This window comes from Gordonia hongkongensis (genome assembly GCF_023078355.1).
Taxonomy (GTDB): Bacteria; Actinomycetota; Actinomycetes; order Mycobacteriales; family Mycobacteriaceae; genus Gordonia; species Gordonia hongkongensis.
In genome coordinates this window covers 3,062,515-3,088,043 of the sequence record NZ_CP095552.1, presented here as the reverse complement: position 1 = coordinate 3,088,043, position 25,529 = coordinate 3,062,515, and the positions used below count along the sequence as shown (strand labels likewise).

Annotated in this window: 13 protein-coding genes, 3 rRNA genes and 2 pseudogenes; all 18 read left to right on the top strand. The window is 66.1% G+C overall.

Features of this window, described 5'->3' with window-relative positions; genetic code table 11:
* The first annotated feature begins 117 nt into the window (after positions 1 to 117).
* The 18 genes and pseudogenes from MVF96_RS14115 (at position 118) to xerD (ending at position 25,475) form a co-directional block, all read left to right on the top strand.
* Entirely contained in the window at positions 118 to 1,317 is a 1,200-nt protein-coding gene (locus MVF96_RS14115; protein ID WP_058253842.1) for an argininosuccinate synthase, read from the top strand.
* Positions 1,314 to 2,786 (top strand): argininosuccinate lyase, encoded by a 1,473-nt coding sequence (gene argH / locus MVF96_RS14110; RefSeq protein WP_247449416.1) that lies wholly within the window; start codon positions 1,314 to 1,316, stop codon positions 2,784 to 2,786. Before MVF96_RS14115 ends, argH begins: the two co-directional genes overlap by 4 nt.
* A gap of 95 nt (positions 2,787 to 2,881) precedes the next feature.
* A pseudogene (locus MVF96_RS14105) lies at positions 2,882 to 5,877 on the top strand (AMP-binding protein).
* A gap of 5 nt (positions 5,878 to 5,882) precedes the next feature.
* Positions 5,883 to 6,104 carry a Trm112 family protein gene (locus tag MVF96_RS14100; RefSeq protein ID WP_058253839.1) on the top strand — a complete coding sequence of 74 codons (222 nt, stop codon included), beginning with the start codon at positions 5,883 to 5,885 and terminating at the stop codon, positions 6,102 to 6,104.
* A 133-nt stretch (positions 6,105 to 6,237) separates the two neighbouring features.
* Positions 6,238 to 7,497 carry a tyrosine--tRNA ligase gene (gene tyrS, locus MVF96_RS14095; protein ID WP_247452110.1) on the top strand — a complete coding sequence of 420 codons (1,260 nt, stop codon included), beginning with the start codon at positions 6,238 to 6,240 and terminating at the stop codon, positions 7,495 to 7,497.
* A gap of 447 nt (positions 7,498 to 7,944) precedes the next feature.
* Positions 7,945 to 9,467 (top strand): 16S ribosomal RNA (locus MVF96_RS14090).
* 425 nt (positions 9,468 to 9,892) lie between these two features.
* Positions 9,893 to 13,021, top strand: a 23S ribosomal RNA gene (locus MVF96_RS14085).
* A 185-nt stretch (positions 13,022 to 13,206) separates the two neighbouring features.
* Positions 13,207 to 13,323, top strand: a 5S ribosomal RNA gene (gene rrf / locus MVF96_RS14080).
* The 16S, 23S and 5S rRNA genes sit together here, the layout of an rRNA operon.
* A 132-nt stretch (positions 13,324 to 13,455) precedes the next feature.
* A complete protein-coding gene (locus tag MVF96_RS14075) occupies positions 13,456 to 15,657 on the top strand; it encodes an HAD-IIA family hydrolase (protein ID WP_247449414.1) in 2,202 nt (733 codons plus the stop codon).
* A gap of 11 nt (positions 15,658 to 15,668) precedes the next feature.
* Positions 15,669 to 15,959 (top strand): hypothetical protein, encoded by a 291-nt coding sequence (locus MVF96_RS14070; protein ID WP_068972159.1) that lies wholly within the window; start codon positions 15,669 to 15,671, stop codon positions 15,957 to 15,959.
* A gap of 52 nt (positions 15,960 to 16,011) precedes the next feature.
* Complete coding sequence (locus MVF96_RS14065) at positions 16,012 to 16,899, top strand: TlyA family RNA methyltransferase (RefSeq protein ID WP_068972182.1); 888 nt, start codon at positions 16,012 to 16,014, stop codon at positions 16,897 to 16,899.
* Between the two features lie 71 nt (positions 16,900 to 16,970).
* A pseudogene (locus MVF96_RS14060) lies at positions 16,971 to 17,978 on the top strand (NAD kinase); the annotation flags it as partial.
* A gap of 13 nt (positions 17,979 to 17,991) precedes the next feature.
* Positions 17,992 to 19,746, top strand: a complete 1,755-nt coding sequence (gene recN, locus MVF96_RS14055) for a DNA repair protein RecN (protein WP_247449412.1) — start codon at positions 17,992 to 17,994, stop codon at positions 19,744 to 19,746.
* A gap of 102 nt (positions 19,747 to 19,848) precedes the next feature.
* The gene (gene steA, locus MVF96_RS14050; protein ID WP_065629870.1) at positions 19,849 to 21,036 is read left to right on the top strand and encodes a putative cytokinetic ring protein SteA; all 1,188 of its coding nucleotides are present in this window, start codon (positions 19,849 to 19,851) and stop codon (positions 21,034 to 21,036) included.
* A gap of 3 nt (positions 21,037 to 21,039) precedes the next feature.
* Positions 21,040 to 21,975, top strand: coding sequence for a copper transporter (locus MVF96_RS14045; RefSeq protein WP_065629797.1), 936 nt, complete (start codon positions 21,040 to 21,042; stop codon positions 21,973 to 21,975).
* 142 nt (positions 21,976 to 22,117) lie between these two features.
* Positions 22,118 to 23,917, top strand: coding sequence for a CTP synthase (locus MVF96_RS14040; RefSeq protein ID WP_083207270.1), 1,800 nt, complete (start codon positions 22,118 to 22,120; stop codon positions 23,915 to 23,917).
* Positions 23,918 to 23,922: 5 nt separating this feature from the next.
* Positions 23,923 to 24,558 (top strand): NUDIX domain-containing protein, encoded by a 636-nt coding sequence (locus tag MVF96_RS14035; RefSeq protein ID WP_247449410.1) that lies wholly within the window; start codon positions 23,923 to 23,925, stop codon positions 24,556 to 24,558.
* Complete coding sequence (gene xerD, locus MVF96_RS14030) at positions 24,555 to 25,475, top strand: site-specific tyrosine recombinase XerD (protein ID WP_065629799.1); 921 nt, start codon at positions 24,555 to 24,557, stop codon at positions 25,473 to 25,475. The genes MVF96_RS14035 and xerD overlap by 4 nt, the downstream gene beginning before the upstream one ends.
* The last annotated feature ends 54 nt before the right edge of the window (positions 25,476 to 25,529 follow it).

The window sequence follows — 25,529 nt, the reverse complement described above, 5'->3', positions numbered from 1 at the left end:
GTCAGACCACACCAAACGAACAGCCGAGATGCCGCCAACCGGATACCCGGGCGGTGTCGTCGGAACACCGGGGCCGATGATGGACTCGGTCATCGCGCAGAACAGGAGCTTCACCTCATGGCAGAACGTGTCGTACTCGCATACTCGGGCGGCCTGGACACCTCGGTCGCGATCAGCTGGATCCAGAAGGAGACCGGCAAAGAGGTCGTCGCCGTGGCACTCGACCTCGGTCAGGGCGGCGAGGACATGGAGGTCATCCGCCAGCGCGCACTCGACTGCGGCGCGGTCGAGGCCGTCGTGGTCGATGCCCGCGACGAGTTCGCCGACGAGTACTGCCTCGGCGCGATCACCTCGAATGCGCTCTACATGGATCGTTATCCGCTCGTCTCGGCGCTGTCGCGCCCGCTGATCGCCAAGCACCTGGTCACCGCCGCCCGTGATCACGGAGGCACCGTCGTCGCCCACGGATGCACCGGCAAGGGCAACGACCAGGTCCGCTTCGAAGTCGGTTTCGCCACCCTGGCGCCCGATCTGCAGGTGCTCGCGCCGGTCCGCGACTACGCCTGGACCCGCGAGAAGGCGATCGCCTTCGCCGGGGAGAACGACATCCCGATCAACGTGACCAAGAAGTCGCCGTTCTCGATTGACCAGAACGTGTGGGGACGCGCCGTCGAGACCGGCTTCCTCGAGGACCTGTGGAACGCGCCGACCAAGGACGTCTACGACTACACCGAAGACCCCACCGTCAACTGGAACTCGCCTGACGAGGTCATCATCGGCTTCGACAAGGGCCGCCCGGTCAGCATCGACGGCCGCCCGGTGAGCGTTCTCGAGGCGATCCAGGAACTCAACCGTCGGGCCGGCGCCCAGGGCGTCGGACGCCTCGACGTGGTGGAGGACCGCCTGGTGGGCATCAAGAGCCGCGAGGTCTACGAGGCGCCCGGCGCCATGGTTCTCATCCGCGCACACGAAGAACTCGAGCACGTGACCATCGAGCGCGAGCTCGGCCGCTACAAGCGCGGCACAGACCAGAAGTGGGCCGAGCTGGTGTACGACGGTCTCTGGTTCTCGCCGCTGAAGCGGTCGCTGGACGCGTTCGTCGCCTCCACGCAGGAGCACGTGACCGGCGAGATCCGGCTGACCCTGCACGGCGGCACGATCGCCGCGACCGGCCGCCGCAGCTCGGAGTCGCTCTACGACTTCAACCTCGCGACCTACGACGAGGGCGACACCTTCGATCAGTCCGCGGCCCGCGGCTTCGTCGAGCTGCACGGCCTGTCGTCGAAGATCGCCGCGAAGCGGGACCTGAATCTGTGAGTGCGGGCACCGGCGGCGGCAGCGGCCCGGAGACCGGCGGGACGACCAACCAGGGTTCGCTCTGGGGCGGTCGCTTCGCCGGTGGTCCGGCGGAGGCGATGGCCGCGCTGAGCAAGTCGACCCACTTCGACTGGGCCCTGGCCCCGTTCGACATCGAAGCGTCCAAAGCGCATGCACGGGTGCTGAACAAGGCCGGGCTGCTCACCGCCGGAGACCTCACCGGAATGCTCGACGGGCTCGATCGCCTGGCCGCCGATGTCGCCGACGGCAGCTTCGGGCCGGCCGAGTCCGACGAGGACGTCCACGGCGCCCTCGAGCGTGGCCTGATCGAGCGCGTCGGTCCCGAACTCGGGGGCCGGTTACGCGCGGGGCGCTCACGCAACGACCAGGTCGCGACCCTGTTCCGGATGTGGCTGCGCGCCGCCATGCGGCGGGTCGCGTTGGGCCTGCTCGACATCGTCGACGCGCTCACCGCACAGGCGGCGGCCCATCCCGACGCGATCATGCCGGGCAAGACGCACCTGCAGGCCGCACAGCCGGTCCTGCTGGGGCACCATCTGCTGGCGCACGCGCAACCACTCCTGCGCGACATCGACCGGCTCGCCGACGCGGATCGTCGAACCGCGGTGTCGCCCTACGGTTCCGGCGCCCTGGCCGGCTCCTCCCTGGGCCTCGATCCGGCGGCGATCGCCGCCGACCTGGGCTTCGACGCACCCGCGGAGAACTCGATCGATGCCACCTCATCGCGCGACTTCGCTGCGGAGGCCGCGTTCGTCTTCGCGATGATCGCAGTCGACCTCTCCCGGTTGTCCGAAGAGGTGATCATCTGGAGCACACCGGAATTCGGCTACGTGACGCTGGCCGACGCGTGGTCCACCGGCAGCTCGATCATGCCGCAGAAGAAGAACCCGGACGTCGCCGAACTCATGCGCGGCAAGGCCGGTCGTCTCATCGGCGACCTCACCGGATTGCTCGCCACACTGAAGGCGCAGCCGCTGGCGTACAACCGGGACCTGCAGGAGGACAAGGAACCGGTCTTCGACGCGGTGGCCCAACTGGAGCTGCTGCTGCCCGCGGTGACCGGCCTGGTCGCCACGCTGGAGTTTCACACCGATCGCATGGCGGAACTCGCGCCGGCGGGTTTCACCCTGGCCACCGACATCGCCGAATGGATGGTCCGACAGGGCGTGCCGTTCCGGGTGGCGCACGAGGCCGCAGGTGCGTGTGTCCGCGAGGCCGAGTCCCGGGGCGTCGGCCTGGACGAACTCGACGACGCGACGCTGGCCGGTGTCCATCCGGCGCTGACGCCGGCGGTGCGTGACGTCCTGACCGTCCGCGGTTCGGTCGAGTCGCGCAACGCGCACGGCGGTACCGCACCCGGACAGGTCCGGCGGCAGATCGACGTCGTCACGGCCCAGACCACCGATCTCCGGACACGCTGGACCGCTGGGCACGGCGGGCGCCACTGATCCCGGACGACTGGGTACAGTGACCTGTGTCACCGACGCCGCGTCATTCAACGCGCTGGTGAGGCCGGTACACCGACGACGGGAGGATCGACACGATGGCGGTGTGGGACGGGGGCCCCGATCTCGTGGGGGCGGTCGGCAGGGTGTTGGCCACCGCGCAGAACGGCCTCGAGGTGCTGCGGTTCGGTGGACTGGAGACCGGTACCGAACCGGCGCCTTTCGCGGTCGTCGAGACGCACAAGATGTTCCGGCTGCGTCGGTATTTCCCGGACGATCCGTCGACCGGCCCGAACATCGTCCTGGTGCCGCCGATGATGGTGTCGGCCAACGTCTATGACGTCACCGAGCACAACGGAGCGGTGTCGATTCTGCACCGCAACGGCATCACGCCGTGGGTCGTCGACTTCGGGTCACCCGACTCCGAAGAAGGCGGGATGGAACGGAATCTCGCCGACCACGTGGTCGCGATCAGCCACGCGATCGACCTGATCGTCGAGGCGACCGGCCGTGACATCCACCTCGCCGGGTATTCGCAGGGCGGGATGTTCGCCTACCAGACCGCGGCCTACCGCCGGTCCAAGGGGATCGCGAGTCTGATCACGTTCGGCAGCCCCGTCGACGTCCTCGCCGCACTGCCCCTGGGGCTGCCCGCGGGACTGGTGGCCCCGGCGGCCGAGTTCCTGGCCGACAAGGCGTTCTCACGCAATCTCTGGGTGCGGGATTGGATGGCGCGCACCGGCTTCCAGCTCCTGGATCCGGTGAAGACGGTGCGCAGCCGCATCGACTTCCTGCGCCGTCTGCACGATCGTGAGGCGCTGCTCCCACGGGAGGACCAGCGCCGCTTCCTGGAGGCCGACGGCTGGGTCGCATGGTCCGGCCCGGCGATCGCCGAGCTGCTCCGGCAGTTCGTGGCGCACAACCGCATGGTCTCCGGCGGCTTCGTGATCAACGGCGATCTGGTGTCCCTCGCGGAGATCACCTGCCCGGTGCTCGCGTTCGTGGGCGATGCCGACGACATCGGGCAACCGGCGGCGGTACGGGGCATCGTCCGCGCCGCGCCCGACGCGGAGGTGTACGAATCCACCTTGCCGGCCGGACATTTCGGACTCGTGGTCGGCAGCGCGGCCGGTGAACACACCTGGCCGACGACCTCCGACTGGGTGAACTGGCTCTCCGACAACGGTCCGCGCCCCGAACTCGTCTCCGAGATGTCGCTCGTCGAGCCGGGTCACGGCGGCGGGGTCAGCCTGTCGTCGCGACTCACGCACGGGGTGGGGTCGGTGGCCGACGCCGGCACCGCCGCCTCGCGCGAGCTGCTCGGCCTCGCCAACTCCCTGCAACGCACCTCGCGAGCCGTCGCCTCGGAGTCGGTGCGGACCGTCCCCCGATTGTTCCGGCTGGGACAGATCCAGAGCGGTACGCGCATTTCCCTGTCGAAGCTGATGGCCGAGAACACCAAGCGCGGCGGCGACAAGGAACTGTTCCTCTTCGAGAACCGTGTGCTCACCCACGCCCAGGTGGACACGCGTATCGACAACGTGGTCGCCGGGCTGGTCGACTGCTGCATCCGCCCCGGCCAGCACATCGGTGTCCTGATGGACACCCGGCCGAGCGCCCTGGTCGTCATCGCGGCGCTCTCGCGTCTGGGCGCGGTGGCGGTGCTGCTCGCCGCGGACGCCGACGTCCGCGAGATGATGCGGCTCGCCGACAGCTCGGTCATCGTCACCGACCCCACCAATCTCGATCTCGCCAGTGCCGCCTCCGACCGCGTCCTGGTACTCGGCGGCGGCAGTGGCGACTCCCGGGCGATCGACGGTGCGGACGGCACCTCGATCGTCGACATGGAACGCATCGATCCCGACGAAGTCGTGATGCCGACCTGGTACCGGCCCGACCCCGGTCTCGCGGGCGACCTCGCGTTCATCCTGTTCAGCCGGGCTTACGGCAAGCTCGTCCCGTGGCCGGTGACCAACCACCGGTTCGCGATGTCGGCCTTCGGCGCCGCGGCCGCGGCGGCGCTCACCGACCGCGACACCGTGTACTGCCTGCCGCCGCTGCACCACGCGTCGGGGCTGCTCACGACCCTGGGGGCGACGGTGGTCGGGCGGTCGAGGATCGCGCTGTCGAACGGCATCGATCCCAAGAACTTCGCCGTCGAGGTGCAGCGCTACGGCATCACCGTCGTGTCCTACACCTGGTCGATGCTCAGCGGCATCGTTCGCGACCCCGACTTCCACATCAACCAGCACAACCCGATCCGGTTGTTCATGGGCTCGGGTATGTCGGCGGGACTCTGGGAGGACGTGTGCTCGAGTTTCCCCGCGCGCGCATCCTCGAGTTCTTCGCGACCGCCGACGGCTCGGCGATCCTCGCGAACGTCTCCGGGGACAAGTTGTCCTCCGTCGGCCGGCCGCTGCCGGAGACGAACCCGGTCGAGGTCGCGGCCTACGACATCGTCGGCGACCGGTTGCTCATCGACGACTCGGGCTTCGTCCGCCGGGCGGAGACAGGGGAGCCCGGTCTGCTCCTCGCCAAGGCCAAGCACAAGTTCGACACCAACGGGACGGTGCTCCGCGACGTCTTCACGACGCGTGATCGGTGGGAGGTGTCGGGTCACTTGTTCGTGCGCGACGCCGACGGCGACCTGTACTTCCTCGGAGCGACCGACCGCGTGCTCCGGACCGCGGACGGCCCGGTGTTCATCCCCCCGATCGCCCACGCCCTGTCCCGACTGAAGAGCGTCGACCAGGTCGTCGTCTACGGGGTCGGCGAACCCGGCCACCAGGTCGTCGTCGCGGCGATGACCCTCCGGCCCGGGGTCACGCCGGACTCGCTCACGGCCACACAACTGCGGATCGCGCTGGGGGAGTACCGGGCCGAAGAGCGCCCTCATCTCGTCCACGTCGTCGACGACATCCCGCAGTCGGCGTCGTTCCGCCCGCTCAGCACCGGTCTGGTCGAGGACGGACTTCCGAAACCGGGTGCGCGCGTCTGGTATCGCGACGACGAAGGGCGCTATCGCAGGTACACGAGGACCGTGGCGGAGAAGCTGGACTGGAGCGGGTCCTCGACGCGCAATGCCCTAGGCTGATCCGGGTGACGACACGCGCTGAGGCCATCGACCCGATCGTGCGCGAACGCCTGGCCTGCCCGCAGGACCACGGTCCGCTGGTCGACGCCGGCGACGAGCTCTACAACCCGCGGCTGCATGTCGCCTACCGCATCGACTCCGACGGCATCCCGGTGATGCTCGTCGACGAGGCGCGCACGGTCGACGACGCCGAGCACGAGCGCATCGTCGGTTCTCAGCCGGAGTAGCCCGCTTGCGGGCGTCACCTCCACCGCACCTCGATCTCGTCGGATGACAAGATCGAGGGGTGAGTGCTGACAACGTCGAACCCCCCGACCGGCCGAGTCCTCCCGGCCGACTGCCGTCCCCGCCACCGTCGACATCCTCGACGAACTGCAATGGCGCGGGCTGATCGCCCAGTCCACCGATCTCGGTGCACTGGGGGAGGCCCTCGCGAACGGACCGGTCACGTTGTACGCGGGCTTCGACCCGACGGCGGCGAGTCTGCACGCCGGTCACCTCGTCCCGTTGCTGACCCTCAAGCGTTTCCAGTTGGCGGGTCATCGTCCGATCGTCCTAGCGGGCGGTGCCACCGGTCTGATCGGTGATCCCCGCGACGTGGGGGAGCGGACGATGAACTCGACGGACACCGTCGCCGAGTGGGCCGCGCGTATCGACGCGCAGCTTCGACGGTTCGTCGACATCGACGACACCCCTACGGGCGCCGTGGTGGTGAACAACCTGGACTGGACCGGCAAGCTGTCGGCGGTCGAGTTCCTCCGCGACCTGGGTAAGCACTTCTCGGTGAACGTGATGCTCGCGCGTGACACGGTGAAGCGACGCCTCGAAGCCGACGGCATGAGTTACGCGGAGTTCAGCTACCTGCTCCTGCAGTCGAACGACTTCGTCGAACTGAATCGCCGGTACGGATGTGTGCTGCAGATCGGTGGTTCCGACCAGTGGGGCAACATCGTCGGCGGCGTGGATCTGGCCCGTCGTCTCGACGGCTCGGCACTGCACGGGATGACGGTTCCGCTCGTGACCTCGTCGGACGGCAAGAAGTTCGGCAAGTCCACTGGTGGGGGCAGTCTGTGGCTCGACCCGGACCTGACGAGCCCCTACTCCTGGTACCAGTACTTCGTGAACACGGCGGACGCCGATGTAATCCGTTACTTGCGCTGGTTCACCTTCCTGGGGCGCGAGGAGATCGACGAACTCGAACGTGCCACCGCCGAGACCCCGCACCTGCGGCGCGCACAGCGCACACTCGCCGCCGAGATGACGACCCTCATCCACGGTCAGGCCAACACCGATGCGGTCCAACTGGCCAGCCAGGCACTGTTCGGTCGGGCCGAGCTCGATGAACTCGACGAGGCGACCCTCGCGGCCGCGGTCGGGGAGACCTCGATCGCCGAGTACGGCGAGGCCCGTCCGACGATCATCGAGTTGCTGGTCGACACGAAGCTGTCGGAGTCCAACAAGGCTGCTCGCCGCGCAGTGTCCGAGGGCGGCGCGTACGTGAACAACACCAAGATCACCGACCCGGAGTGGCAGCCGGCCGACGCCGATCTGCTCCACGGGCGGTGGTTGGTGGTGCGTCGCGGCAAGAAAAGCTTCGCCGGCGCCAGACTAGGCCTCTGACCTGGCGATTTGACGCGTTGTTCGCGCCTGTGTAACTTAATCGACGCACCGCAGAGAGCAACTCCCCCGGAGCCGCAAGCCCCGGGGAAGCAACAGTGCCCGAGCCACTCGCTCGGGCCGCCTGTGCGGGCCACTCCCGAGAACAAGAGCGTAAGAATTTCTCGCGCTCTGGGAGAGCCCATCGGAGCCGGCTTCACATCGAGGACGTCTGGTGGGTGTGTGTTCTTTGAGAACTCGATAGTGTGTTGGTGGATTGTTTGATGCCACATTGTGGTGTCAGATGGTTTGCTTGGATGATGCGTCCGCGGCTTTGATGTCGCGTGACGCTGATGAGTTTATTTTTTGATGCCAGTTTTTTTGAGGATTATTTTGGTCAGGTTTTGCTTTCCTGGTTGAAGATTTTGTGTTGAAACGTCGGCTTTCGGGCTGGTTTGGTTTCTGCATTTTTTCATGGAGAGTTTGATCCTGGCTCAGGACGAACGCTGGCGGCGTGCTTAACACATGCAAGTCGAACGGAAAGGCCCAGCTTGCTGGGTACTCGAGTGGCGAACGGGTGAGTAACACGTGGGTGATCTGCCCTGCACTCTGGGATAAGCCTGGGAAACTGGGTCTAATACCGGATATGACCAACTGTCGCATGGTGGTTGGTGGAAAGCTTTTGCGGTGTGGGATGGGCCCGCGGCCTATCAGCTTGTTGGTGGGGTAATGGCCTACCAAGGCGACGACGGGTAGCCGACCTGAGAGGGTGATCGGCCACACTGGGACTGAGACACGGCCCAGACTCCTACGGGAGGCAGCAGTGGGGAATATTGCACAATGGGCGCAAGCCTGATGCAGCGACGCCGCGTGAGGGATGACGGCCTTCGGGTTGTAAACCTCTTTCACCAGGGACGAAGCGGAAGTGACGGTACCTGGAGAAGAAGCACCGGCCAACTACGTGCCAGCAGCCGCGGTAATACGTAGGGTGCGAGCGTTGTCCGGAATTACTGGGCGTAAAGAGCTCGTAGGCGGTTTGTCGCGTCGTCTGTGAAATTCTGCAACTCAATTGCAGGCGTGCAGGCGATACGGGCAGACTTGAGTACTACAGGGGAGACTGGAATTCCTGGTGTAGCGGTGAAATGCGCAGATATCAGGAGGAACACCGGTGGCGAAGGCGGGTCTCTGGGTAGTAACTGACGCTGAGGAGCGAAAGCGTGGGTAGCGAACAGGATTAGATACCCTGGTAGTCCACGCCGTAAACGGTGGGTACTAGGTGTGGGTTCCTTTTCACGGGATCCGTGCCGTAGCTAACGCATTAAGTACCCCGCCTGGGGAGTACGGCCGCAAGGCTAAAACTCAAAGGAATTGACGGGGGCCCGCACAAGCGGCGGAGCATGTGGATTAATTCGATGCAACGCGAAGAACCTTACCTGGGTTTGACATACACCAGACGCGGCTAGAGATAGTCGTTCCCTTGTGGTTGGTGTACAGGTGGTGCATGGCTGTCGTCAGCTCGTGTCGTGAGATGTTGGGTTAAGTCCCGCAACGAGCGCAACCCTTGTCCTGTATTGCCAGCGGGTTATGCCGGGGACTTGCAGGAGACTGCCGGGGTCAACTCGGAGGAAGGTGGGGATGACGTCAAGTCATCATGCCCCTTATGTCCAGGGCTTCACACATGCTACAATGGCTGGTACAGAGGGCTGCGATACCGTGAGGTGGAGCGAATCCCTTAAAGCCAGTCTCAGTTCGGATTGGGGTCTGCAACTCGACCCCATGAAGTCGGAGTCGCTAGTAATCGCAGATCAGCAACGCTGCGGTGAATACGTTCCCGGGCCTTGTACACACCGCCCGTCACGTCATGAAAGTCGGTAACACCCGAAGCCGGTGGCCTAACCCCTTGTGGGAGGGAGCTGTCGAAGGTGGGATCGGCGATTGGGACGAAGTCGTAACAAGGTAGCCGTACCGGAAGGTGCGGCTGGATCACCTCCTTTCTAAGGAGCACACAACAACACGTGTTTCAGCAGGCGTTTGTTCTGCGGCGCGTGTGTGTTCGAGGGTGAAACATCAAACACGCCACGCAAGGTGCCGGCCTCATATGGGCGGGCGCTGGTGGTGAGCTTGCCGGGTGACTGGCTCGCTGCTCCCAACACACTATCGGGGTTCTGAGAGAACACACGTTTTCTCTGAGCTGGTCATCGTGAGGTCGTGCTGATGCATCGTGTGATGGGGTGTGGAGCGGCCAAGTGGTGATCGGCGTGTGTTGTTTGAGAAGTGCATAGTGGATGCGAGCATCTTTATTTCAAACCAATGCTCCAACGTTGTTGGGGTGCTGGTCTGTGATTTAGCAGATAATGTTTTGAGTGTTTGTGTGATGTCTACATTCGATCCTCCTTGTGGGGGTTGTTTGTAGGTGTTGTTGTAAGTGTGTAAGGGCGTTCGGTGGATGCCTTGGTACCAGGAGCCGATGAAGGACGTGGTAGGCCGCGATAGTCCTCGGGGAGTTGTCAAACGAGCTGTGATCCGAGGGTGTCCGAATGGGGAAACCCAGCACGAGTGATGTCGTGTTACCACCAGCTGAATGTATAGGCTGTGTGGGGGGAACGTGGGGAAGTGAAACATCTCAGTACCCATAGGAAGAGAAAACAATTGTGATTCCGTGAGTAGTGGCGAGCGAAAGCGGAGGAGGCTAAACCATGCGCATGTGATACCGGGTAGGGGTTGTGTGTGTGGGGTTGTGGGGTTCGTCTTCTTCCATCTGCCTGTGGAAGCGTGAGTCAAAAAGCTGTGTGTTAGGTGAAGTGGCCTGGAATGGTCTGCCGTAGTCGGTGAGAGTCCGGTAGCTGAAAACACATGGTCTTGCGTGACGGTGTCCCCAAGTAGCAGCGGGCTCGTGGAATCTGCTGTGAATCTGCCGGGACCACCCGGTAAGCCTGAATACTTCCTGGTGACCGATAGCGGACTAGTACCGTGAGGGAAAGGTGAAAAGTACCCCGGGAGGGGAGTGAAATAGTACCTGAAACCGGACGCTTACAATCCGTCAAAGCCTGTGCCTTCGGGGCGGGTGATGGCGTGCCTTTTGAAGAATGAGCCTGCGAGTTAGTGCTCGGTGGCGAGGTTAACCCGTGTGGGGTAGCCGTAGCGAAAGCGAGTCTGAATAGGGCGTTTGAGTCGCCGGGTCTAGACCCGAAGCGGAGTGATCTACCCATGGCCAGGGTGAAGCGTCGGTAAGACGTCGTGGAGGCCCGAACCCACTTCAGTTGAAAATGGAGGGGATGAGTTGTGGGTAGGGGTGAAAGGCCAATCAAACTCCGTGATAGCTGGTTCTCCCCGAAATGCATTTAGGTGCAGCGTCACATGTTTCTTACTGGAGGTAGAGCTACTGGATGGCCGATGGGCCCCACAGGGTTACTGACGTCAGCCAAACTCCGAATGCCGGTAAGTGAGAGTGTGGCAGTGAGACTGCGGGCGATAAGGTTCGTAGTCGAGAGGGAAACAGCCCAGATCGCCGGCTAAGGCCCCTAAGCGTGTACTAAGTGGAAAAGGATGTGGGGTCGCGAAGACAACCAGGAGGTTGGCTTAGAAGCAGCCACCCTTGAAAGAGTGCGTAATAGCTCACTGGTCAAGTGATCCTGCGCCGACAATGTAGCGGGGCTCAAGTACACCGCCGAAGCCGCGGCACTCCACCATGACATCCGCAGAGGTTTACGGACTTCTGTGTAGTGGGTGGGGTGGGTAGGGGAGCGTCCTGCATCCGTGGAAGCGCCGGAGTGATCCAGGTGTGGAGGGTGTGGGAGTGAGAATGCAGGCATGAGTAGCGAAAGCAGAGTGAGAAACTCTGCCGCCGAATGACCAAGGGTTCCTGGGCCAGGCTAATCCGCCCAGGGTGAGTCGGGACCTAAGGCGAGGCCGACAGGCGTAGTCGATGGACAACGGGTTGATATTCCCGTACCCGTGTATCCGCGCCCATGCTGAATCAGTTGTACTAACCATCCTGATCTCCCGGGAAGGTCTTCGGACCTCGAGTGGGGTGATGCATGGGACCTTGGCTGGTAGTAGGCAAGCGATGGGGTGACGCAGGAAGGTAGTGGGGCCAGTCAGTGGTTGTACTGGTGTAAGCCTGTAGGGCGAGTGATAGGCAAATCCGTCACTCACATAGCCTGAGAGGTGATGCGTAGCCGTTGTGGCGAATTCCATGATCCTATGCTGCCGAGAAAAGCCTCTAGTGAGTTGGTACACGGCCCGTACCCCAAACCAACACAGGTGGTCAGGTAGAGAATACTAAGGCGATCGAGAGAACTGTGGTTAAGGAACTCGGCAAAATGCCCCCGTAACTTCGGGAGAAGGGGGACCCATCCTGGTGACGATCTTTTCGGTCTGAGCTGGTGTGGGTCGCAGAGACCAGAGAGAAGCGACTGTTTACTAAAAACACAGGTCCGTGCGAAGTCGTAAGACGATGTATACGGACTGACGCCTGCCCGGTGCTGGAAGGTTAAGAGGACCGGTTAATCACTTCGGTGGTGAAGCTGAGAATTTAAGCCCCAGTAAACGGCGGTGGTAACTATAACCATCCTAAGGTAGCGAAATTCCTTGTCGGGTAAGTTCCGACCTGCACGAATGGCGTAACGACTTCTCTGCTGTCTCAACCACAGACTCGGCGAAATTGCAGTACGAGTAAAGATGCTCGTTACGCGCGGCAGGACGAAAAGACCCCGGGACCTTCACTATAGCTTGGTATTGGTGTTCGGTTCGGTTTGTGTAGGATAGGTGGGAGACTGTGAAGTGGGCACGCCAGTGTTCATGGAGTCGTTGTTGAAATACCACTCTGATCGTATTGGACTTCTAACCTCGGACCCTGATCGGGTTCAGGGACAGTGCCTGGTGGGTAGTTTAACTGGGGCGGTTGCCTCCTAAAAGGTAACGGAGGCGCCCAAAGGTTCCCTCAGCCTGGTTGGCAATCAGGTGTTGAGTGTAAGTGCACAAGGGAGCTTGACTGTGAGACGTACATGTCGAGCAGGGACGAAAGTCGGGACTAGTGATCCGGCACCGGCAAGTGGAAGCGGTGTCGCTCAACGGATAAAAGGTACCCCGGGGATAACAGGCTGATCTTCCCCAAGAGTCCATATCGACGGGATGGTTTGGCACCTCGATGTCGGCTCGTCGCATCCTGGGGCTGGAGTAGGTCCCAAGGGTTGGGCTGTTCGCCCATTAAAGCGGCACGCGAGCTGGGTTTAGAACGTCGTGAGACAGTTCGGTCTCTATCCGCCGCGCGCGTAAGAAACTTGAGGAAACCTGTCCCTAGTACGAGAGGACCGGGACGGACGAACCTCTGGTGTGCCAGTTGTCCCGCCAGGGGCACTGCTGGTTAGCTACGTTCGGAAGGGATAACCGCTGAAAGCATCTAAGCGGGAAGCCTGTTCCAAGATGAGGTTTCTCACCCCCTTCGCGGGGTTAAGGCCCCCCACAGACCATGGGGTTGATAGGCCAGAACTGTACGCACAGCAATGTGTTCAGGTGACTGGTACTAATCGGCCGAGGACTTACCAACAACACCCACAACATCACCAAACACGGTTTTGGTGTGTTCGCATCCACTATGTACTTCTGAAACAACACACTCCTCCGGGTGGCTTCGCCCCCCGGACACCCCCCAACAACACCACGGTGTGACGGGGTGGTGAGAGGTGACAAACAAACACACGCACACTACGTGAGCGTGTTGTTTCACAAAGTTACGGCGGCTATAGCGGAGGGGAAACGCCCGGCCCCATTCCGAACCCGGAAGCTAAGCCCTCCAGCGCCAATGGTACTGCACCCTAATCAGTGTGGGAGAGTAGGACACCGCCGAACACAATTTCAGAAAGGCCCCGTATTCGATGATTTCTTTCGTCGGATACGGGGTCTTTCTCGTGCGTCGGTCGCCTGATGCGTCATCGCCGGGCGGCACAACTCAGCAAGGTTCGAGGGCATAGATTGGCAGCTATGAGTGATCGTGATCGTCCGCGCCGCGACGGGCGCGGCCAGCGGGACACACGTGGACAGCGGGATGGCGGTCGAGGTGGCCGGAATGATCGTCCGGGGCGTGACCGCGGATCTGATCGCGGCAGCCGGCAGCCCGGGCCACCGCTACCCGAGGACATCGCGGCGTCGGATCTCGATCCCGAGGTGCGCCGTGATCTGCTGACGCTCGACAAGGCCAACGCCGAGATCGTCGCGCGGCACCTGGTGATGGTGTCGCGCATCCTGCTCGAGGATCCCGTCCAGGCGCTGGAACATGCACGTGCCGCTCGCGCTCGCGCTTCCCGGGTCGGCGTCGTTCGCGAGACCGTCGGCATCGCTGCCTACAACGCGGGCGAGTGGCAGGAGTCGGCGACCGAACTCCGCGCAGCCAAGCGCATCACCGGCAACCCGGCCCTGTTGCCGCTCATCGCCGACTGCGAACGCGGACTCGGGCGCCCTGAGCGTGCCGTCGAGATCGCGCGCGGTGACGAGGGACGGTCACTGACCGGCGACGATGCCACCGAGATGCGGATCGTCGAAGCCGGTGCCCGCATGGACCTCGGTGAACCGGAGAAGGCGGTCGTGACGCTGCAGGCCGAGAACCTCAAGCCCGGGCAGCTCGGTACCGGACCGGCCCGTCTCTTCTACGCCTATGCGTCTGCCCTGGAAGCTGCCGGTCGTCGCGACGACGCGATCACCTGGTTCATGAACGCGGCGGCCGCCGACGTCGATGATGTCACCGATGCCGAGTTCCGGTTGACCGAGCTGGCCAACGACGACCAGCCGTCCGAGAGTGTGGGAGTGAACGGCGCTGCGCCAGGCGAGCTCGACAACCCGCTGTCGGTGCCGGCTGTCGAGCGGGACATCGACTCCGATGCGGACCCGATCGCGCCCGCCTCAGCGCCTGCGCCCGATGTCACTCCCGCAATCGATTCACCTGCTGCGTCCGATGCCATCGAGAACGACACCATCGAGGCCGTTCCGGGTACGGCCGACCTGTCGAAGACCTCGAATTCGGTGGCGGTGTCCGCCGTTGCCGAGGAAGAGGGAGATGCCGGCGATGACGTGATCGCCGAGTCGACCATCGTGGAAGGGGTGCCCAATCCCCTCGCCACCCTGGACGAGTCGTCGGGAACCGAGTCTGCGGCCGAACCCGCCATCACATCGCCGTCCGATTCCGTGACCCTTGTCGATCGTCACGACGCACTACTCCTCGACCTGGACGGCACCGTGTTCGCCGGGCATCACGCGCTGCCGAATGCGCTCGATGCCCTCGCCCGGCTGAACATCCCGCGGTTCTTCGTGACCAACAACGCGAGCCGGCGGCCGTCCGAGGTGGCCGCGCACCTGCGTAAGCTGGGGTTCGAGGCGACCGACGACCTCGTCGTCACGAGTGCACAGTCGGGCGCGCGGCTGCTGTCCGAACATCTCGAGCCGGGTTCGCGTGCACTGGTGATCGGTACCGACGGACTCGCGCAAGAAGTCCGCGAAGTCGGTGTCGGGGTGACGCGTAGTGCCGACGACCGACCGGCCGCGGTGATCCAGGGCCACTCGCCGGACACCGGTTGGGCGCAACTGTCGGAGGCGGCGCTCGCGATCCGGGCCGGCGCGCTGTGGATCGCGACGAACATCGACGCCACCCTGCCGTCCGAGCGGGGCCTGCTCGTGGGGAACGGTTCGATGGTCGCCGCGCTGCGTAACGCGACGGGCAAGGAGCCCCTGGTGGCGGGCAAGCCCGCCGCGCCGTTGATGGCCGACGCGATCGCGCGTGCTCGGGCGAGCGCTCCGCTCGTCGTCGGGGACCGGTTGGACACCGACATCGAGGGCGGCCATGCCGTCGGTATCGAGAGCGCCCTGGTACTGACCGGTGTGAGCACGGTCGACGATCTGCTGTCGGCGCCCCCGGAGCAGCGACCCACCTACGTTCTCGACGACCTCGCCGGCCTTTTCGTCGACATCGACGCCGTGCGGGTGTCCGACCAGCCCGGTTGGGACATCACCGTCGAGGGTCCGACCGTGCGGGTCGCCGGTTCCGGCGCGGAGGCGGGACTGGTGCCCGCGCTCGCCGCCGCCACCTGGGCCGCAGTCGATGCCGGGTCCGCGGATCCGGACGACTTGCGGGTGATCGCGGAGGGAGCCGCGAGGACCAAGCTCGAATCCCTCGGTGTCACAGTCGTCGGCTAGCGTGGTCCACGATGACTCACCCGACTGCCTCCTCGGCTGACCCAGGTCCGTCCCGGCCCACGCCGGGAGCGATGCCGCGTCGGCAGTTCGACCCCGTCGTCGACGCATTCGGCACCGCCGATGGGGTCGGGGAGCTGCCCGACGTGGAGGCCGAGGTCACCGAGATGCTCGCGCAGGTCGACGAGATCCGTGAATCGGCGGGTGACGCCTTCTCGCTGGCGGCGCTCGAACGTCAGGCGGCGCTTCTCGAGCAGGCCCATGACTCGCTCACCGCGGCCCTCGACGCCGTGGACCGACGATGAGACCGGCCTCGGTGCGGAAACCGGAGTCGTCCACGAGGGAGCGGTTCTGACCATGGTCGCCAGAGCACGACTCGATGCCGAACTCGTCCGCCGAGGTCTCGCCCGATCGCGCGAACAGGCGCGTGAGCTCGTCGATGCCGGGTCGGTCCGGGTCAACGGGACCATCGCGTCGAAGGCGGCCACCGGGGTCACCCGGGACACCCCGATCGTCGTCGACGAGGGTCCGCGAGACGACTGGGCGTCACGAGGCGCGCACAAGCTCCTCGGTGCGCTCGAGGCGTTCGAGCCGGGTGGCCTGACGGTGGAGGGGCGTCGGTGCCTCGACGCCGGCGCATCGACCGGGGGATTCACCGATGTGCTGCTGCGCCGCGGGGCCCGCGAGGTGGTCGCCGCGGACGTCGGATACGGACAACTCATCTGGCGGTTGCAGAACGACGAGCGCGTCGTGGTCCATGACCGGACGAACGTCCGGCACCTCGAGCCCGGGTCCATCGGCGGCCCGGTCGACGTCGTGGTCGCCGACCTGTCGTTCATCTCGTTGGGCCTGGTGCTGCCCGCGCTGGCCCGTTGTTGCGCGCCGGGCGCCGACCTGCTGCCGATGGTCAAACCGCAGTTCGAGGTCGGCAAGGACCGGGTCGGATCGGGCGGCGTGGTCCGCGATCCCGCGCTACGCGCCGAGGCGGTACTCGGAGTCGCGACCGAGGCCGCCGCGCACGGACTGCGGACGCGCGGTGTGGTGGCGAGCCCGCTGCCCGGGCCGTCGGGGAACGTCGAGTACTTCCTGTGGTTGCACAACGAGCTCGCCGACCGGACGGGCGAGGAGTCGGGGTGGAGCGATAGGGTCGACCGGGCGGACTCGACCGACGCGGATCGCCCCCTCGGGTCCCCGGACGAACTACGGGCCATGATCGAACAGGCGGTCGCCGCGGGACCGCGCTGACCCGCTGGGCCCGCGTCTCCGTACCGACACCGCACTTGTCCCAGACCGCACTTCGATGGAGGGGATCACCAGTGACCGACGATCCGGCACCGGACCACACCGGTGCCCGCGAGTTTTTGGTGGTCGCCCACACCGGACGCGAGAACGTGCTCGAGACCATCGAGGCGATCGCGCGCCACTGCGCGGCCGCCGACGTCGCGCTGCGCGTGGTCGACCACGACACCCTCGACCGCGACGCCCCCGATCACGATGTGCTGTACCGGAACAACGAGGGCGAGTCGCCCCGTCCCCGCAACGTACCGGTCGACCCCGAATACCTGCGGTCGCTCGGCGCGGTCGTCGAGGTCACGACGGCCGAGTCCGCGACGGCAGAGGGCTGCGAACTCGTCATCGTCCTGGGCGGGGACGGCACCTTCCTCCGGGCCGCCGAGCTGGCCTATCCCGCCGAGGTCCCGGTCCTGGGTATCAATCTCGGACACATCGGCTTCCTCGCCGAGGCCGAGGCGCATCGCGTCGACGAGGTCATGACCCAGCTGATCGCCCGGGACTACCGCATCGAACCGCGGATGACCCTCGACATCGCCATCGTGGACCCGGCCGACCCGGATCCGCCGACCGCGTGCAGCTGGGCGCTCAACGAGGTCGCGGTCCTGAACACGAGCAACAACGGTGTCCTCGAGCTCGTGACCGAGGTCGACGGCCGGCCGGTCTCGGCCTTCGGCGCCGACGGAGTGCTGGTGTCAACACCGACCGGATCGACGGCCTACGCGTTCTCCGCCGGCGGGCCGGTGATGTGGCCCGACCTCGAGGCCATCCTGGTCGTGCCGAACAACGCCCACGCCCTGTTCGCCCGGCCGATGGTGACGAGTCCGCGATCGCGGATCGCGGTGGAGGTGGACAAGAACGGGCGGTCTGCGCTGGCGCTGTGCGACGGCCGACGCGCACTCGACGTACCCGCGGGAGCGCGGGTCGAGGTGGTGCGCAGCGAACGGTCGGTGCGTTGGATCCGGATCGATTCCGACCCCTTCGCCGACCGACTGGTCACCAAGTTCGCCCTCCCGGTCACGGGATGGCGAGGAGGCAGGCATAGTCGTGCTCGAAGAGATCTCGATCACCGGTCTCGGTGTCATCGAGGAGGCGCAGGCGCGCTTTCATCCGGGATTCACGGTGCTCACCGGCGAGACCGGAGCGGGCAAGACGATGATCGTCACCAGCCTGCACCTGCTGTCCGGTGCCCGCGCCGACGCGACGCGCGTCCGGACCGGCAGCCCCAAGGCAGTCGTCGAGGGCCGGTTCCGGCTCGCGAACAACGGCGGAGCGCACCGGGATCCGGTCGTCGCCGACATCCTGGACTCCACCGGAGCCGAACTCGACGACGACGACACCGTCATCGCGGTCCGGTCCGTCAGCGCCGACGGACGATCCCGCGCCCATCTGGGCGGTCGGTCGGTCCCGGTGGGCGTCATGGGCCAACTCACCACGGCGGTCCTGGCCATCCACGGCCAGAACGACCAGTTGCGGCTCCTCCGGCCCGAACACCAGCGCGCGGCACTCGACACCTTCGCCGGCCCGAAGGCGGCTGCGGCGCTGGACTCATACCGGAAGGCACGAACGGCCTGGGTCGAGGTCCTCGACGAACTCGACGCCCGGCGCGCCAACTACCGCGAACTCGCGCAGGAAGCCGACCGGCTGCGGTTCGGCATCGACGAGATCGCCGCCGTCGGTCCGGTGCCCGGCGAGGACGAGGAGCTGACCGCGACGATCCGCCGGCTCTCCGACCTGGAGTCCATCCGTGGTGCCGCCGACCAGGCGCACGCCATCGTCGCCGGGGACTCGGGATCATCGGTCATCGAAGGACTCGGAACGGTGCGCACGCTGCTGGAGACCGCGGCCGACGACACGCTGCGTGATCTAGTACCGCGCGTCACCGAGGCGCTCACCGTCATCACCGATGTCGGCGCCGAACTGACCGCCTTCACGTCGGGCCTACCCGCCGACGCCGAGGAGCTCGACAAGCTGCTCGCCCGTCAGGCCGAGCTGAAGACGCTCGTCCGCAAGTACGCGCCGGATGTCGACGGAGTGATCGACTGGCGCCACAAGGCCGAGGCCCGGCTCGCGGAGATCGAGGACCCACGGGCCTCCATCGAGGAGCTCGAGGTCGCCGCGACGGCGGCCCGGGACAAGGTGCAGGCCGCGGCGGACAAGTTGCACACGCTGCGGTCGAAGGCCGCGAAGTCGATGGCCGACAAGGTGTCTCGCGAGCTCAAGGGACTGGCAATGGGGGACTCGGCGCTGGCGGTCGCGGTCAACCCGGACGCGGCGACGCCCGACGACCGGCTGACCGTCACCGTCGCGGGCACCGCCGCGCACGCCGGCGCCGACGGCGCGGACAAGGTCGAATTCGCACTTCTCGCCCATCCCGGCGCCACGCCGCTGCCCATCGCGAAGTCGGCGTCGGGCGGCGAACTCTCGCGGGTCATGCTCGCCCTCGAAGTCGTCCTCGCCGCACCCACCTCGGGATCGGTGATGGTCTTCGACGAGGTCGACGCCGGGGTCGGTGGTCGCGCGGCCGTGGAGATCGGGAAGCGGTTGTCGAGGCTGGCCCGAGCACACCAGGTGATCGTGGTGACCCACCTCCCTCAGGTCGCGGCGTTCGCCGACAACCACCTGGTCATCGGCAAGAGCAAGAAGGGGGCGCTCGTCACCAGCAGTGTGCGCACGCTCGATCGGAGCGAGCGAGTGGCGGAGTTGGCCCGCATGCTCGCGGGCCTGGGGGAGTCCGACACCGGGCGCGCCCACGCCGAGGAATTGCTGGCCACCGCGGAGGCGGAGCGCGCCGCCGACTGAGCACCGCGGACGGTGAAACACATGGTACGTGTGTGACAAAAGTTGCTGTTGTTACGGCGCGCCTCCCCGGCTGAGGCGTGCCTTCGGCCGATCATGGCCGTCATGAAGATGCCTGCACTGCTCGCGCGTAACACCGAAGAACTGCCTGGCGTGACCGGTATCGCCAGAATCGACAAGAACACGAAACGGCTGCTCAACCGCGTCGGGCCGGGCGACATCGCCATCCTCGACGAGGTCGACCTCGACCGGGTGACCGCCGACGCGCTCGTCGAGGCCAACGTCGTGGCCGTGGTCAACGCCTCGCGGTCGATCACCGGCCGCTACCCCAACCTCGGACCCGAGGTCCTGGTGGCCTCCGGCATCGTGCTGCTCGACGATGTGGGTCCGGAGATCTTCAAGCGGGTCAAGGACGGTGCCAAGGTGCGGGTCCACAACGACCGGCTCTTCGTCGGCGAACGGCGACTCGCCCTCGGTACCGAGCTCGAGGAGCGCGACATCGCCGACATCATGATCGGTGCCAAGGCGGGCCTCGTCGACCATCTCGAGGCGTTCTCGGGCAACACGATCGAGTTCATCCGCAGCGAGTCGCCGCTGCTGATCGACGGGGTCGGTGTGCCGGAGATCGACGTCGACGTCGCAGGCCGTCACGTCGTCATCGTCGGCGAAGGTGCCGACCGTGCCGCCGACCTCCGCTCGCTGAAACCGTTCATCAAGGAGTACCAGCCCGTCATGGTGGGCGTCGGAGCCGGTGCGGACACGCTGATGAAGGCCGGGTACAAGCCGTCGATCATCGTCGGCGATCCCGAGACCATGAAGACTCCGACGCTGAAATCCGGTGCACAGCTGGTGCTTCCGGCCGACACCGACGGACACGCGACCGGGCTCGAACGCATTCAGGACCTCGGCATCGGGGCCACCACGTTCCCGGCCGCCGGGTCGGCCGGCGACCTCGCGTTGCTGCTCACCGACTACCACGGCGCCGACCTGATCGTCACCGTCGGCTACCCGGGATCGCTCGACGACTTCTTCGACCGGTCGCGCCGGGAGAGCAATCCGTCGATGTTCCTGACCCGACTGAAGGTGGGCCAGAAGCTCGTCGACGCGAAGGCGGTCGCCACGCTCTACCGCAGTCGGGTGTCCGGTGCCGCGATCGCGTGTGTCGTGCTCGCGGCACTCGTCGCCGTCATCGCCGCCGTGCTGCTGTCGAACGCGGGCACCGACATCACCGACTGGATCGTCGTGCAGTGGAATGCGCTGCTCGACTGGGCTCGAGAGGTCTGGAACCGGTAGCCGATGATCTCGCTACGACAGCATGCGATCTCGCTGGTCGCGGTCTTCCTCGCGCTCGCCCTGGGACTGTTCCTGGGTTCGGGATTCGTCGGGGACCGCGTCAACTCGATGACCGGCACGAGTCGTGACCGCATCGGCGACCTGGAGAGCGAGCGCGACGATCTCAACGCAAAGCTCAACGCCTCCAACAGCTTCGACCTCGCCATCACACCCCGGCTGATCGCGAACAAGCTCAAGGGGCAGTCCGTGCTGGTGGTCACCGCACCGAACGCGGCGGATGCCGATGTCGATGCGGTCAAAGAATCGATCTCGGGTGCCGGTGCCCGATTCGGCGGACAGATCGGTTTGACCGACGCACTGCTCACCGACGGCAAGTCCGAGGAACTGCGGACGATCGTCGACCAGACCATTCCGCCGGGCACGATGCTGCGCGCGGAACTGACCGATTCCGGGGGCCGGGTCGGGGACCTGCTCGGGGCCCTCGTGCTGTCGAACGAGACAGCGCGACCGGCGTCGTCCGGGGACCGTCGGACCGGGCTGGCGACACTGCGCGACGGTGGGTTCATCGACTACGCCGACAACGCGATCACCCCGACCGATCTGGTGGTGGTGGTGACCGGTGACGAGTTCGGTCCGGACTCCGGTGCGCAGGGCACGCTGGTCGGCCGCCTGGCCGCCACGCTGTCGGCACGCGGGGTCGGCGGGGTACTGGTCGGACGCACCGGCTCCGCGGCGGGCGGGTCGCCGATCGCCATCGTCCGCTCGGATCCGTCGCTGGCCAACGCGGTCTCGACCGTCGACAACATCGACCAGCCGACGGGTCTCATCACGACGATCCTCGCCCTGGCCGCCGAGGCCGACGGGACGACCGGCTCCTACGGCACCGGACCGGGCGCGACCGCGATCACCGTCGGTGCCGACGGACGACCGGCTGCCTGAGATCGAGTCCGCCACCGCACGCGAGTACCGCCACACCCGTCGACGGTGTGGCGGTGCGGCGTCGGGCGTCGGTGGTGTTACCCTGGAGTCCCGTAGGTAATCAGGGCATCGGCCCCGATTCGGCCGACGGGAGACACTTCTTTTGCGACCACTTCGCCATGTACACGACACCAAGCACATCTTTGTGACCGGTGGCGTCGCCTCTTCGCTGGGCAAGGGCCTGACGGCCTCCAGCCTGGGTCAGCTTCTCACCTCGCGGGGCCTCCGGGTCACCATGCAGAAGCTCGATCCGTATCTGAACGTCGATCCGGGCACCATGAATCCGTTCCAGCACGGTGAGGTGTTCGTGACCGAGGACGGCGCCGAGACCGATCTCGACGTCGGACATTACGAGCGTTTCCTCGACCGCAATCTCTCGCAGTCGGCGAATGTGACCACCGGACAGGTGTATTCGTCGGTCATCGCCAAGGAGCGCCGCGGCGAGTACCTCGGTGAAACCGTTCAGGTCATCCCGCACATCACCGACGAGCTCAAGTCGCGCGTGCTGGCCATGGCCGAACCCGACGCCGACGGTGAGGTGCCCGATGTGGTCATCACCGAGATCGGTGGCACGGTCGGCGACATCGAGTCGCTGCCGTTCATCGAGGCCGCGCGACAGGTGCGCCACGACGTCGGCCGCGACAATGTCTTCTTCCTGCACGTCTCGCTCGTGCCCTACCTCGCGCCGTCGGGGGAACTCAAGACCAAGCCGACCCAGCACTCGGTCGCCGCGCTGCGCAACGTCGGCATCCAGCCCGACGCGCTGATCCTGCGCTGCGACCGCGATGTGCCCGAAGGGCTCAAGAAGAAGATCGCGCTCATGTGCGACGTCGAACTCGACGGCGTGATCTCCACCCCCGACGCCCCGTCGATCTACGACATCCCGAAGGTGCTCCACAGCGAGCACCTCGACGCCTACGTGGTCCGCAAGCTCGGTCTGCCGTTCCGCGACGTCGACTGGACGGTGTGGGGCGAGCTCCTCCGCCGTGTGCACGAGCCGCGCGAGACAGTGCGTGTCGCGCTGGTCGGCAAGTACGTCGATCTCCCCGACGCCTACCTGTCGGTGACCGAGGCCATCCGCGCCGGTGGCTTCGCCTGGAAGGCGCGCACCGAGATCAAGTGGGTGCCGTCGGATGAGTGCGCCACCCAAGCCGGCGCGCAGGCCGCCCTCGGCGACGTCGACGCGATCCTGATCCCCGGCGGTTTCGGCATCCGCGGCATCGAGGGCAAGGTCGGTGCCATCTCGTACGCACGGCGGCGCGGGATCCCGCTGTTGGGCTTGTGCCTCGGGCTGCAATGTGTGGTCATCGAGGCGGCCCGTTCGGTCGGCCTCGACGAGGCCAGCTCGACCGAGTTCGACCCGGAGACCCCGCACCCGGTGATCTCGACGATGGCCGATCAGGCCGACGCGGTGGCCGGCGACGCCGACCTGGGCGGCACCATGCGACTCGGTGCCTACGACGCCGTGCTGAAGGCCGGGTCCGTCGTCGCCGAGGCCTACGGGACGCGGGAGGTGTCCGAGCGTCACCGTCATCGCTTCGAGGTCAACAACGCCTACCGCGACAAGATCGCCGACTCCGGGCTCGTGTTCTCGGGTACCTCGCCCGATGGGCACCTCGTCGAATTCGTCGAGTACCCCAAGTCGGTGCACCCGTATCTGGTTGCCACGCAAGCACACCCGGAGCTCAAGAGCCGGCCGACCCGCCCGCATCCGCTGTTCCGGTCGTTCATCGAGGCGGCCCTGAAGTACAAGGCGGCCGAACGTCTTCCGGTCGACCTCGGTGACGACTACGAGTCGAACGACGCTCCCGCGGACGCGGTGGCCGCCGTCAACGCGGTCACGGTGGAACCGGTGGCCGGGCTGGGCGAGGCAGTCCTCGACGACCCTGCCGGCAGGGACTGACCGCGTTGGGCCACGACTTCGAGGTCAAGGAGAGCCGCACCGTCTACGACGGCGCGATCATCACCCTCCGGGTCGACGACGTCGAGATGCCGGGCGGGCGCGTCGCCGAGCGGGAGGTCGTCGAACATTTCGGCGCCGTCGCGATCCTGGCGCGCGACGACGCCGGCCGGGTGGCGATGGTGCGGCAGTACCGTCACCCGATCGGCCGACGTCTGCTCGAGTTGCCCGCCGGGTTGCTCGATCAGGCCGACGAAGAACCCCTGGCCGCCGCCCAGCGCGAGCTGGCCGAGGAGGCCGACCTTGCCGCCGACTCGTGGCACGTCCTGGTCGACCTCGCGTTGTCACCCGGCTTCACCGACGAGGCGCTGCGGTTGTATCTCGCCGAGGGGCTGCATTATCTCGACGCGGCCGAACGCGTCGACGAGGAAGCCGACATGTCGATCGAGTGGGTGCCGCTCGACGACGCCGTCGCGAAGGTGTTGTCGGGGGAGATCGTCAACGCGACGAGCGTGGCCGGCATCCTGGCCGCGGCCGCAGCCAGCGGGTCGACGGCCGGCCTCCGCGGCGTCGACGCCCCGTGGCCGGACGAGCCGACCGCGTTACGGAACCGACGTGCCGACGATGGGGGCCGCCGGTCGTGACCCTGGCCGCCGACATCGCGCGCTACCTCGATCACCTGACGGTGGAGCGGGGTGCGGCGGCCAACACAGTGTCGTCCTACCGGCGCGATCTCGAGAGGTATCGCGGGTATCTCGACCGGCGGGGGATCCCGTCACTCGACGCCGTGACCGAAGAGGACATCCGCGAGTTCCTCGTCGAACTCCGTCGCGGTGACGCCGAGGCGGGGTTCGCCCCGCTGGCGGACAGTTCGATCGCGCGAACCCTGGTCGCCACCAGGCGTTTTCACAAGTTCGCGGTGGACGAGGGGATCGTGCCGACCGACGTCGCGCACGATGTCCGGCCGCCGCGCGCGGCGCGGCGCCTGCCGAAATCCCTGCCGGTCGACGAGGTGCTCGCCATTCTCGATTCGGCCGGCGTCGAGGACCATCCGCGCGGGTTGCGGGACCGCGCGCTGCTGGAATTCCTCTACAGCTGCGGGGCGCGGATCTCCGAGGCCACCTCCCTCGATCTCGACGATCTCGATCTCGACGACATGCGCGCGGTTCGCCTCCGGGGCAAGGGCGGGAAAGAGCGTCTCGTGCCGCTCGGCGGGCCCGCCGTCCAGGCACTCGAGGCGTACCTCGTCCGCGGGCGACCCGCGCTGGTGTCACGGGCGACGCCCGCGGTGTTCCTGAACGCGCGCGGTGGGCGGCTCTCGCGGCAGAGCGCCTGGCAGGTGCTCGTCACCGCGGCCGAACGAGCCGGCCTCGACAAGGCGGTCTCGCCGCACACCCTCCGGCACAGCTTCGCGACCCATCTGCTCGACGGCGGCGCCGACGTCCGCGTCGTGCAGGAACTCCTGGGCCATGCCTCGGTCACCACCACGCAGGTGTACACGCTCGTGACGGTCAACACGATGCGGGAGGTCTATGCCGTCGCCCATCCGAGGGCGCGTTGACCCCGCGGATCCCCCGGGCGCGCCGACGCCGGGATGACCGGGGAGATGTCCTAG

Coding starts and splice junctions, on each gene's coding strand:
- MVF96_RS14115 (WP_058253842.1), top strand. CDS start 118: ATGGCAGAACGTGTCGTACTCGCATACTCGGGCGGCCTGGACACCTCG.
- MVF96_RS14075 (WP_247449414.1), top strand. CDS start 13,456: ATGAGTGATCGTGATCGTCCGCGCCGCGACGGGCGCGGCCAGCGGGAC.
- MVF96_RS14070 (WP_068972159.1), top strand. CDS start 15,669: ATGACTCACCCGACTGCCTCCTCGGCTGACCCAGGTCCGTCCCGGCCC.
- MVF96_RS14065 (WP_068972182.1), top strand. CDS start 16,012: ATGGTCGCCAGAGCACGACTCGATGCCGAACTCGTCCGCCGAGGTCTC.
- steA (WP_065629870.1), top strand. CDS start 19,849: ATGAAGATGCCTGCACTGCTCGCGCGTAACACCGAAGAACTGCCTGGC.
- MVF96_RS14045 (WP_065629797.1), top strand. CDS start 21,040: ATGATCTCGCTACGACAGCATGCGATCTCGCTGGTCGCGGTCTTCCTC.